At 51.6% G+C, this 12,115-nt stretch carries 5 protein-coding genes; 1 reads left to right on the top strand and 4 read right to left on the bottom strand.

Going from position 1 to position 12,115, the window contains the following annotated elements; translation table 11 throughout:
* Positions 1-5 precede the first annotated feature (5 nt).
* On the top strand, positions 6-698 hold the full coding sequence (locus ACW9SV_RS19830; protein ID WP_479558512.1) for a DUF421 domain-containing protein: 693 nt from the start codon (positions 6-8) through the stop codon (positions 696-698).
* Positions 699-1,077: 379 nt separating this feature from the next.
* On the opposite strand, the gene ACW9SV_RS19825 is transcribed toward ACW9SV_RS19830, so the two are convergent.
* The 4 genes from ACW9SV_RS19825 to ACW9SV_RS19810 all read right to left on the bottom strand — a co-directional run bounded on the left by ACW9SV_RS19825 (position 1,078) and on the right by ACW9SV_RS19810 (position 11,855).
* A complete protein-coding gene (locus tag ACW9SV_RS19825; RefSeq protein WP_479558511.1) occupies positions 1,078-1,938 on the bottom strand; it encodes a universal stress protein in 861 nt (286 codons plus the stop codon).
* Positions 1,939-2,361: 423 nt separating this feature from the next.
* Positions 2,362-3,831, bottom strand: a complete 1,470-nt coding sequence (locus tag ACW9SV_RS19820) for a M28 family peptidase (protein ID WP_479558510.1) — start codon at positions 3,829-3,831, stop codon at positions 2,362-2,364.
* Between the two features lie 178 nt (positions 3,832-4,009).
* On the bottom strand, positions 4,010-6,229 hold the full coding sequence (gene pbpC, locus ACW9SV_RS19815; RefSeq protein WP_479558509.1) for a penicillin-binding protein 1C: 2,220 nt from the start codon (positions 6,227-6,229) through the stop codon (positions 4,010-4,012).
* Between the two features lie 244 nt (positions 6,230-6,473).
* Positions 6,474-11,855 carry an alpha-2-macroglobulin family protein gene (locus ACW9SV_RS19810; protein WP_479558508.1) on the bottom strand — a complete coding sequence of 1,794 codons (5,382 nt, stop codon included), beginning with the start codon at positions 11,853-11,855 and terminating at the stop codon, positions 6,474-6,476.
* Positions 11,856-12,115 lie beyond the last annotated feature (260 nt).

Here is a 12,115-nt window from a genome sequence, read left to right as displayed (position 1 = left end):
TTTTTATGAAACCAGAAGACATTCAGATAACCGATTGGTTACGCATACTCCTGGGCGAAGTGCCCTGGGTTTTTTTATTGGAAATGGTGATCCGGATCGCGTTCATCTATTTTGTCTTGATGCTATCTATGCGCATCATGGGCAAGCGGATGGCAGCCATGTTAAGCAGGACCGAAATGGCGGCCTTGGTGTCGTTGGCGGCAGCCAACGGAGTGGCCCTGATGGATCCCTCTCGGGGGATTCTGCCCATTGCCATTATTGCCGTGGTGGTCATTGCGGTGGAACGAACCCTGGCTTGGCGAAGTACCCAAAGCGCCGAGTTTGAGCGCAAGGTAATGGATGACATGGATATACTGGTGAAAGACGGCTGCCTGCAACTGGAAGTAATGGAGCGGGCCCGTATCACTAGGGAGCGGTTGTTTGCCCAGTTACGCCATGATGATGTGTACAACCTGGGCAAGGTGCAGCGCACCTACATGGAGGCAAACGGTTCTTTCACCATCCTGCAATTCCCTGATGACCGCCACGGTCTTTCCCTGGTCCCTGACATTGATCCTGATCTCCTGGAAGAGCAGAAAAAGGCCCCAGATACCTATGCCTGCGCTTACTGCGGTAATCTGGAAAAACAGCAAAAAACTCCACAAGGCCAGTGCCCCAATTGCGGGTTTTTGGAGTGGAGGCCAGCGGTGGCTTCCTAGACCTTTGGTTCTGTTTGCATGATCTATTCGCAAATTGAAAAGCTTTTCCGTTTAGGAGCCGAATTCAAAATTCAGCCTTTAAACGGAAAAGCTTTTCAAATCAAGCTGGTCTTGGAAAAGATTATGTTTTCTGCAAAACTGGTTACCGAAATTTAAAATGGTAAAAAGCAGAAGGCTAGGGGTTTACGGCATCAAAGCGTCTGAAGCCAGTTGGGCCGGTTTTTCTATAAAAAACCACTTACGGCAAGCTGTAATTTAGGGTAGAAGACACATAGGCACAACAATGCCGTACAGATCCTGCCAAAAGCAGAGAGCCGGACATTTGCCCGGCTCTCTGCTTTTGGCAGGATTTAATATGTTATGTTTTCCTAGTATCTGATTATACTCTGATCTTTTTAGAGTGAAGTACCATCAGGGGCAGGTTAGGATAGTAAGAGGGCGTTTGCTGATGCCCAGGTAGCAGTAGATGGTCCCAAATTTGGGTGGCTTGGGCACCTACTACCAGCATATCGGCACGGTTGTTCCAGCAGAAATGGCCGATTCCTTCTTCAATTGATGGGTTGACTTCAATATGCTGGCTTATACGGGTATAGGGCAGGCGCTTCGTTATCCTTTCCAGTTCTTCCTGCACAAACTCCCGGGCGGTGGGCTCCTCTTTGGGGAGTACAAACAGGAGTTGTAGCTGCGCCCCGAAATAACTAGCCACCTTTAACACCGTCGCCATGTCTGAGGGCGAAAAACCGTGTATGTCAATGGCCAGAACCATCCGGCGGATAGGTTTGAAAATCACGTTGTCTGGAACCAACAAAACAGGACAAGGCACTTGCTGCATCACCTTGGCAGTCAAAGAATGATCCACCATCTCTTTCAGGCTGCGGGACGGGTCAGAGCCTAATACTACCAAATCAGCGTTTTCCTCTTGCGCGACAGAGCCCAAGTTAAGGCAAATCTCGCCGTTTTTGATTTTGGTTTTATACTCCTGCGGTTGGTCCTCGTCAATGCCCTCCAGATAGGTTTGCAGGCGTTTCATTTGAGTACGAGCTTCCTTTTTCTGCTCTTTTTCCCTCTGGATTGGGCAGAAATTTTGTCCTGTTGTGGTAACTAATGCTCCTTCTTTAGACTCGCAGATGTTATGAAACAAAGTAATTTCATAATTCATGCGTTGTCCAAGAGCATCGGCATATTGAATTGAATTTTCAGAAGACTTAGAAAAGTCTGTCCCACATATAAACCTTCCCATAAAATCTTATCTTTTGTTTACAAATAAATATCTGCCCGAAATGGTTCCTTAGAAATGATGTTAATCATATTCAAAGTTGACATAATGCTAAATGGTAGAAGGCTTTATTCGGTAAAATCAGGTTTTGAGGGGTTTAAAGAGGATAAATAACCGCTAAATGAGTCTTATAAGTGTTTAGAATACACCTGTAAGACTGAAGTTGTCTGCTTTGGAAAGAAAAGAAAACCAAGTGTTTACGTCCCTTTGAATGCAAACAAGTAGCCCCTAAAGCCCTGTCAGAAGAATGGTGGCTTAACTATGAGTAGAGGACGAGAATAGGACTCAACCAATGATCTAATTAAAAAGATAAACCCGCTTCGGGCTTGCTTTACAGAAAGCAGGCCCGAAGCGGGTTTATGTACAGCACTAGCTCTTATATATCACCTAATCATTCCAGCGCCACTCCCCAGCAATTTTCAGAGGTTCTTTCAGGTTGTTTTGGAGAAGGAAGGCTTTGGTCTCGGCATCGGAAAGGCGCTTGGCAGGCAGGATTGGGGCATCAGCAATCCCGTAGAGGAGCATGCTGCTGAAACGCACAGTGTTTTTAAGGCCCTGCTCATCAACCAGGTTAAAGGAATCGCAGTCAGCGTGGTAGCAGTCGCCGGCGCCCTGCGGCAGTTTTCCGCCCGAGGAGCCACCCGTGGGGATGCCTTGCAACATGAACGGCTGATGGTCTGAATGTAACCCGGCTCGTGAGCTGAAGCTGTTCTTAAACGTGGTGTCTATCTGGGCCGCTATGCTTCCAATGGACTGGAACAACTCCCTGCAGGTTTCCTGACTGGCATTATACCCTTTGGGGTCATTGGTCATGTCATAGTTAAGCATGAACGCAAGTTGATTCAGGGTTTTGTTTTTGAGGGCATCTTCTAAATAGGCTTCAGAACCTAGCAGTCCTTCTTCCTCGCCCATAAACATGACAAACTCAATGGTGCGCTTCGGTTTCAGTTTCAGGGTCTGGAACGTGCGGGCCATGTCTATTACCGAGAAGGATCCAATGCCGTTATCAATTGCCCCGGAGGCCAGATCCCAGCTATCCAGGTGGCCGCCTATCACAATTTTTTCTTTCGGGAGGGAAGTGCCTTTGAGGGTGGCGATCACGTTCCGCGCTTTGATTTTGCCCGAGAAGTTGGTCATGGCAATCTTGGTCGTCAAAAGGCCTTTCTGAAGCTGCTCTTTCAGCCGGAAGCCATCTTCGCGGCCAATACAAACGGCCGGTATGGTGATCAGTTTGCCGGTCACGGAGGCCGTTCCGGTCAGCAAGGTGCCGCAGGCAACGGTATTGATGATAATAATTCCGGAGGCGCCGTACTTAGTGGCCAAGGCTGTTTTCTCTGAGCGGTGTAGGCTGCGGGTACCTTCTGGTGAACCGGGCAAAACACCCAGGTATACCAACGCGATCTTGCCCTTTACGGCACTAGGCTTCGCCTGATAATCTGCTTCCAGCCCGTTGCCCATGTCTACCACCTGACTGGTCAGGTTCGCCTTCACGGGCGAATGCGCCAGGGACACCGATTTGATGTTCTGCAGATGGGCCGCGTCTGGCCCTGCCTGTAAGGTCAAGGTGCCGCGGCTCCAACTTTCCACCTCAAACGGTTGGTAGCGGACATCGGTGAAGCCGTATGATTTGAACAGGTTATAAGCAAACTCCTCGGCTTTCTTCCCGTTTTCAGACCCGGTCATGCGGTGGCCAATGGTTTCAGAGGCAGTTTTCAAGGAGCTGTAGGCCTTGGAATTAGTTTGCACCTCGGTGTTGATCTTCTGGAAAATGCCTTGCCACTCAGGGCTTGCCTGACCCATGGACTGCAGAGACAGCAAAACACCAGCCGCCAAAAGCCCCAAATTCTTCTTGAACATACAGGTTTGAATAGATGAAACGGGAAGTTAGAGATTTCAGGGGTTCTTACAAACCTACTCAGCTTAGCGTGAAATACTTTTACATTTAAAACAAAGCAAAAACAGCAGATGAGCAGTCCTGCTGTTTCGGGCTTGTTACTGGAAGCCCATCATAAAAGGGCATTTGTGATTTTAGGAGTTAGTCTATAAACCGCACGGTCACGTAGCTGTTGGTGTTGCGGCCCTGGTCATCCAGGCAGGAGATTTTTAGTTTGCCTGCGCTCTCAGGTTCAAAGAAAACGGGCTCATTTCCGGCCGATACTTTCAGGAATTTATCATTTACGTACCAGTACACCTTTTTCACCTCATTGTGGGCGTTGCATTGCAGCATCAGTTTCTGGTGGTCTGCTTTCTCCAACAAGTATTCCATTCCGGCAGTGGGCGAGGAGATGATGGGCGCAAACTCCTGGAAGATGCGGCTGCACGATGGGTTGTGCGGCGGGAGGCTGACGTAAGGCAGGTGCTGGGTCACAAAGTAGGTGAGGATCTCGGGCGAATGGTTAGGGTACCATTTTAGGGTATAACCACCATCGGGGAGGCAGGAGGTGCAGTAGGCGTGTTTCCCGTCAATTGAAACCGGCACTTGTTTGAGGTGCTGGCATTTGGTGGAGGTGGAGATACCCGGTAAATAGGTGTCCACGATCACATCCTGGCAAAAACTATTGGTAGGTAAGCCGCTTTCCAGGCAGACAGTGCGGGTGCCCAGGTTTTTAGGGGCAGAAAACCACTGGTTAGCGCTGTTGTAGTCAATGGTGTTGAAGATGGAGAACAGCAGGGGGGTAGCAGTATCGGTGCCATTAAGCTCAGGAACACCCTCGCCCGAGAAATTGCCCACCCAAACACCTACCGTGTACTTTTGGTTGTAGCCAATGCTCCAGGCATCTTTCCGTCCGTAAGAGGTGCCTGTTTTCCAAGCGATTTTTGGTAAATGGGCACTATTCAGGGCATTGTGCGGCAGGTCGGGTCTTTGGAGCTGGGTAAGTATCTGGTTGACCATGAACGCGGCCCCTGGCGAAAGGAGAGTTTTCCTTTGGGAGGCGGTGTCTTGTTGCAGCCAACGCGGGGGGACATAGCTTCCTTGCCGGGCGAAGGTCGCATACAACGCCGTCAGCTCCTCCAGCTTCACGCCGCAGCCTCCTAAAATGAGCGATAAACCCAGTTGGTCCCCCGTCTTCTTTATCTGGGAAAACTCGGCTTGTTTGAGTTTCTGGACAAAGGCACTCACCCCTATCTGGTCCAGCAGTTTTACCGCTGGAATGTTCAACGACGTGGCCAAGGCCCGTTCAATGGTGATGTTGCCGCTGTAGGTTCCGAAATAGTTTTCCGGGCGGTACCCTGCGTAGTCAATAGGCACATCGGAGATGATGGATTTAGGGGTAATCAGGCCTCGTTCAAACCCGGTAGCGTACAGAAACGGTTTTAAGGTACTGCCTGGCGACCTGATGGCCCGCACCCCGTCTACCTGTCCGCCATGGAGGGCATCTGAGAAATCGGCGGAGCCCAGGTAAGCTTCCACCGCATTGGTTTGGTTGTTGATGACCAGCACCGCGGCATTGTGGATGTTCTTGTACTTGAGTTGCTGCACATAATTGTAGGCCAGTTGCTCTACTTTCTCCTGAACCGCTGGTTGTAAAGTGGTTTTGATGATGGATTGCTGCTGATGCTGCCGGAACATGCGGTAGGCAAAATGCGGGGCAAAATGCGGAGCCTCCTGCCGCTGGGCATTCAGGGGTTCCAGCAACGCATCTTCTAACGCTTCTTTGGGGAATGCCTGCTGTTGGGCAAAGTAGCGCAGCCACTTGTTTCTAAATGCCACTATCTTCTGGTTTTGCCACCCAATACGCAAAGACGAGGGCTTGTTGGGAATAACGGTAAGCGCCACCGCCTGCGCCAGACTCAAATGCTTGGGCGATTGCTGGAAGTACAGCACCGAGGCGGCTTTTACCCCTTCAATGTTCCCGCCGTAAGGCACCAGGTTCAGGTATAAATGCAGAATCTCCTCCTTGCTGTAGCGCGCCTCCAACTGCAGCGCCCGGAAGACCTCGGTGAGTTTGTGCCAGTAGGTCCGCTTATTGGGGTAGAGCAGGCGGGCAACCTGCATTGTGATGGTAGAAGCACCCGAAGTGGTTTTTCCTTGTACCAGGTTTTTCACCAAGGCCCTACCCATAGCTACCGGGTTCACCCCAGGATGGTAATAGAAATACCGGTCCTCCTTCAGGAGCATAGCTTTCTTGAGTAGGGGGCTTACCTCAGCGGGTTCCAGTTGCATCCGCCATTTGTCGTCTTTGCTCAGGTACGAGTGCAGGATGCTGCCATCGGCTGCTGTGATGACGGGAGAATAGGAAATCTGGACCTGCAAGGGGAAGAGCAGGTTTAGGAGGATAAAAAGCCCAAAGCAAGAAACCAGTCCAACGCCAACATACCGCAGCCAGGTCCTTCCTTTTTCAGAAAAGCCCGGGAGGGGTACGTTGTGTAGGGGTTTAGCCAGTATTTTCAAGAAGTAGAGGTAAAAGCGTTCTAGTTGGTTCTGATTTCAGCGTGGATTTCTCAGGCAAGGAGCGGTCAGGTGTTACAAAGCCGTTTCTTGTAAAACAACCTCTAAACTAACGCACCCTCACTGTTCCGGCGCCATGGTACGAATGGTACTCGGCGTTGTACATGGCATCTGCGCCTACCGGACCCATCTGGAAATCGCCTTTGGAGACCGCCCTTACCTGGTAGAAAAAGTACTGCGTTTTTGGTAAGGCATTGGTGTACAAGTTAATGCGGTCATCCCGCAGGTCCAGGTGCTCAGGGGTGGCAGGGGCCATGGCCTGCACCCAGTTGAACTCCCGGGAAGCGAGCAGGCGCGGGTTCTCAATCTCGAAACCGGCGGGTAGCATATCCGTGATGGCAATGTTCGGAATGGTGCGTCCGTCCATTGACTGCAGCGCGAGGCGTACTACCACCAAGTCGTTCTGCTTGAAGGTTCCGTTGGTGATTTCTTTTCCGTCACGGGTAAAGAAGGTTTTGCGCACCTGCAGGAAATTGTCTTCCTGAGTATAGCTGCCGGTGGAACTGATGCCTTGGGCTTCCCAGAAATAATACAGGGTTCCCTGCCCTTTGCTCTGCAGGGTAACTGGAGTACTCAGTTTATTGGCGAGGGTGAGATCTTTGCCGCTGAAAGTACCCACCGTCTTGCCATTCTGTCGTACCAGGGCGGTGGCATTCCCGGCGTTTCTTTTAGCTTGTTTGCCCAAGGCCAGCAAGGCGAAAGCTCGTTCTTGGGTGTTAAACCAACGCGAAGAGCGGAGTTCCTGCGAGAGGTGTCTCACCAAAATAGGTACCTGCGGATGATCAGGATTGGCCTCCAGAAGGCTGTTCAAGGAAAGGGCCATGTCCCGGATGGAAGAGTAGAAGGAACCATCCAACGCCCGGACGGAGGTCTCTCCGGCAAAAGAGCGGGGCATCAGTTGGCGGGCGCTCTGGTGACCTCCGTTCAAAGCATAGGTATTGGCCAACACATACTTGGCATCTATGGAGAGCAAGTCGGGTTTGGCTTTGTAGAAGTTCATGGTAGGCCAATCGGGTTTGCCCGCCAGACTGAGGACGTACAACGAGTAAGCCGTTTCATGGGCTGCAATGACTTTTCGCTGCAGTTTTCTGGAAACATCGTAAAAGCGGTACTCCTCGGTGCCTTTGGCTTTCACCATCCGCTGCAGATACGACTGGGCCCGGTTAAGCACCTGTTGGTTGACGGGGTACCCGGCCTTTTGGGCCTCCAGCAGGAAGTGGACCGCGTAGGCACTGCTCCACCAATCCGTGTCAGAGCCTCCGGGCCAGTAAGTAAAGCCACCGTCATACTGCTGCATGCCTTCAATCTTGGTAATGGCTTCCTGAACCAGGTAATTGGGGTTGTAGCTACGGCCTTTCTGCCCCTGATTTAAAGACTTGGCCAAATCTGCATAATAGAGCAGCGGGAAAGCGGTGGACGTAGTCTGTTCCAGGCAGCCATGCGGATACCGGAGCAAATACGTGATATCATCGGTGAACTGCGCCAGAGGGGAGGAGCTCACCACCAGTCTGGAAGAAGCGGAAGAAGGTATAAAGCCCGTAGCGGGTTTGAGCTGCACGGTCATGGCGTTTTTCAAAGTCCCGGAGCCAGTGATCTGGGTTAAGGGTGCGGTAGGCCGTACCGAAAGCTCGGTGGTGTTGCTGAACTTTTCCCCCAGGGCTTTGACGATGACTTTCACTGTCGCTTGCCCAATGGCCGGAATGGCCACCACCTTGTACATCAACTGCTTTTCTGCGTTTGCATTAGAGGACGAAGAGGTACTGGCAGCCCCCACCACTTTCAAAGGACCGGTAACCGCAATGGAGCTGCTGAACGGTGCATTCTTAGTAGTGGTATTGCTGATGGTCACCGGTACCAGCAAAGTGTCTTTGGGGCTCAGGAAGCGGGGCAGGGCAGTGCTGATCACAATAGGGTCGGCTACGCGCATGATTTTCTCGGCAGAGCCAAACGCGTTTCCTTTGTAAGCGACGGCCATCACCCGGACGGCCCCGGAAAACTCCGGAATTTTCACCTTTACCGTTGCCTCACCACTGCTGTTGGTCTTCAATCGGCCGCTCCACAGAGACACCAGCTTCACACGTTTGGAGGTAAGCGGATTGATGCGTTTCTCCAGGTCATAGCCATCGCCCCCCACGCTGGACCGGGTGCCGCCCAACTCCGGGAACAGGTAAGGGTACAAGTCAAAGGCCTGCACTTCCAGGGCACGTTTCTGGTAAAAGAACCCATGCGGGTCTGGGGTCTGGTAGTCTTTCAGTTGCAGAATGCCTTCGTCCACCACAGCCAGGGTTACCTCGGCGTTTGGGGCCGTTTTGATAGAAACCTGCTGTAAACGGTTCGAGCGCGATGCTTCCGGGGCGGTCAGGGCCACCTCTAGCTTAGTTTTCTTCTGCGTGACCTGTAAGGGCTTAAAGCCCCGGGCAATGGTGAGCGGCATTTGGTTGTCTTTTATCTCGCGCAGCGCCACCGCCGAGACATACACTGTAGGCAGGTGTTCATCCTTGATGGGCAGCGTGAGGGAAGCTGCTTTCTTATCGGTTTTAAGATAATGGTAGCTAAGCACCTTGTTCTGTTCTACCGTTACCAGGATCTTACCGGCAAACGGAGACTTGAACAGGATTTTGGCGTCATCGCCTACTTCATAGCTTTCTTTATCCAGAGCGATGTCTACTTCGCCTTCGGTGTTTACTTCAAACGACGTGCTTTCCGTGTCTCCCCACCCGTAGGCGTAGAATTCCTGGGCCACGTAATTGTATGCCCCAGGCCGCATGATGCGCAACTCGTATTCCCCGGAGGTGGAAGGATTGAACCGTACCGCCGTACCACCTTTGTCAACCTCCAGCACGGTATTCAGCAGGACGGTCTGGCGGCGCTGCGATTTGTAGTTGTAGTTCTCGCTGTACCGTTCCATGACGGTTTCATAGGTGAACCGCACCAGTTGCACCTGTACCTTGGTGGAGATGGGCTGCCCCTGCGCATTAAGGGCTATGATAGGTACCTGCATTTCCTGCTTGGTGCTCACATAGCTTTCAAACTTCCTGAGGCCGTAAAATGCATATTGGGTGCTTACATTGAATTTGTTCAGGCGGTTCACGGGCCTGCCCGTCTCGTCAAAAACGGTGGTGAACAGAGAACCTTCTAAAAATCCCACATCTTGGAAGCCGTTCAATTGAAACGATTCCTGGCCTTTGCCCTGAGTGTCAGTTTCGCCCTGCCGTACGCTGTTCTGCAGGTTCACGTCGCTGGCATTGTTCAGTTCAAAAGTGTAGTCGGGGTATTTGGGGGCCTCGAAGGTTTTCTTTTTCAAGCTGAGCTGGACTTCGTAGGTACGCCCGGCGGCGGGTGGCCCGAAGAGGTTCTGCGCCGTAAGGTTGACGCTCACCTGCTCCCCAGCCGAGAAATCCGTTTTGCTCAGGACGGTGTTCACCTTCAACCGATCGGGCATGAATTCTTCCACCCCAATCTTGCGCGAGTTCAGCAACACATCATTGCCGGAGTAAACTTCCAGGGTATACGTACCCGTCACGGCCGAGGTGCTCAGGATAAAGGAGGTCTCAAAGGAGCCTTCCTGATTCAGGGTTCCTTTCTGGCTTCGGTACTCTTTGCCGTTGGGTAGCAGAAGTTTCAGCTTCAAAGGCAGGCCACTAACCGTTTTCCAGTTGGGGGTACGCACCAAAGTATTCACGTGGACCGTGTCACCGGGGCGGTACAGGTCACGGTCGCCATAGATAAAAGCGTCATAGTTTAGCTCCGCCAGGCGCTTGCCGCCCACGTCAAAGCGGGAGGTATTAACCTCGGTTTGGGCGTACGGTAGGTAGTTGAAGTCCTCGCCCTGCCGGGCGGTGATCAATCCAATTTTAAATCCTTGAGCGGTCTTGTTTAGGTCGGGGAAGCGGGCCACTCCGTCCTCGTCGGTGGTAGCGGTATAAACGACCTGGTTGTTGCTGCTGATGAAACGCACCTCCACTTTAGGCAGCACCTGGGCGGTACGGATGGAGTTGGCAAACACCAACACCTCGCTTTTGCCCTGCTTCGCGATTAACCCAATGTCAGAGACCGAGATGATCTTGGAGTCTTTGAGCCAGTTTTTGTCTGTGCTGGAGACGGTGACTACGTACAGCCCTTTGAAGTTGCTATCAAAGTCTAAGTCTTCCAGACCTAGGTGCAGCAGGTGGTTTTTGCCTTGCTTGCGAAGGCTGTTGGTGTCGTATTCCCGCTCAAAAATGGTTTTACCGTTGGTTTCGTTTACCTCGTAATACGCGTTTTCGTGGTACTCCTCGGTTTCCTCGTCATAGTACCCATCATAGGTCTGGCCCTCCTGAAGGTAGCGCAGGATGTTGTTCTCAAACACCTTGCTGATGGTTACTTTCACGCGGGGTACTTGGGTAAGGTTTAAGGCAATATCCCGAGCGCCCTGGCTGCCGAGATAAATGCTTTTCTGGTTAACAAAGGCCACTGTGGGTTGGGTAGAGGCGATGGAAACCGGGTGTTCGTAGGCTTTTCCCAAGGGTTTACCCACTACGCCGCTCAACTCCCCGGAGACCACCATTCTGTAAGTTTGGTCAGAGGCGAAGATGCCGCTCAACACCATGCCGTTTTCCAACCGTTCCACCGTGAAATCACGTCGGCCATTCAAAGACACCAAAGCGTTCAAGTCTGGGTTCACGATGGGCTGGGTCGTGAGTACGTAAATTTTATCCTGGCCTTCTTCCTGCAGCGCAACTACCTCCATGATCTGCATCTGACCCCGGCTGGGAACCGTCACGGTTTGCTGAAGCGGTTCTGGGGTCTGGTAAGTGCTGCCCTGTGTGGAGAGACCCTTGTGCAGCATCACCCGCAGCGGAATCTCCCCCGCTCCTGGAGCTTGGTCTTCCAGACCTTTCACCTTGATGGAGAGGTTCTCCCGACTACTGCTAACCAACTCAACGCCTAATTCAGTGGTGCCTCTATACACTTTCAATTTGTCCCGCAGGTTCTGAAACGAAACCGGATAGTTGAAGTCGAACAGCAGGTTTGCCTCCAATTGGGATGGGTTATTTTCATTTTGGGTCCAGTACGCCTTGGTGGTGGTTAAGGTAAGATAAGGGGTATGGAACTTCACCTCCTGCCCGGCCGGAATCTTAAACTTTGTAGCCGAGTGTAGAAGCAGGTTAGGTGTTAACTTAGCGGTATAATTGGTAGTGGGGGCAAACGCTTTGGTGGGTGAGAAAACCAGTTCGTCTGGGGCTGTCCACTTGAACTTGCCTTCCACTTTGGGGGTCAACGTAAGGTAGGGGATGGTGTCCCATTGGTTCAGGAGAGAATCAGAGACTAGTTCCTTGTCAAAGGTAAAAACCAAGTTCTGCTCCTGGGCGATTTCCGACTCAAAATTCCTTTGCGCCAGCCGGAGTTCGTCACTTTTGCCCCGGCAACTGAAAAGGTGAATAAAGAGCACAAGGCTAAGGCCCTTCAAGAGGGGGAACCAGGCAGAAGTGGTTTTTTGGGGTAACATAGAGAGGAGGAGAGGTAGTATCTTTCTCCTCTAAACTTACAAATAGTTTAAGATGGTGTACATAGGAAAAGGAAAATATTTTAGGAATAACTCTAGCAGGTAAAGAAGCACTTCACCCAAACGTTTTTGGTGCTTTTTACATAAGGAAAGTGACCGGGTTTTCAGCCTTTAACGTACTTGTAAGCCGCATTATAGCGCTTTTG

It is taken from the genome of Rufibacter sp. JT20002 (genome assembly GCF_056491185.1).
This window is presented reverse-complemented; position numbering and strand designations above follow the sequence as displayed.

Bases quoted from the DNA above. Each gene is read 5' to 3' on its own strand.
- ACW9SV_RS19820 (WP_479558510.1), bottom strand. From the start codon at position 3,831: ATGTTCAAGAAGAATTTGGGGCTTTTGGCGGCTGGTGTTTTGCTGTCT.
- ACW9SV_RS19825 (WP_479558511.1), bottom strand. From the start codon at position 1,938: ATGGGAAGGTTTATATGTGGGACAGACTTTTCTAAGTCTTCTGAAAAT.
- ACW9SV_RS19830 (WP_479558512.1), top strand. From the start codon at position 6: ATGAAACCAGAAGACATTCAGATAACCGATTGGTTACGCATACTCCTG.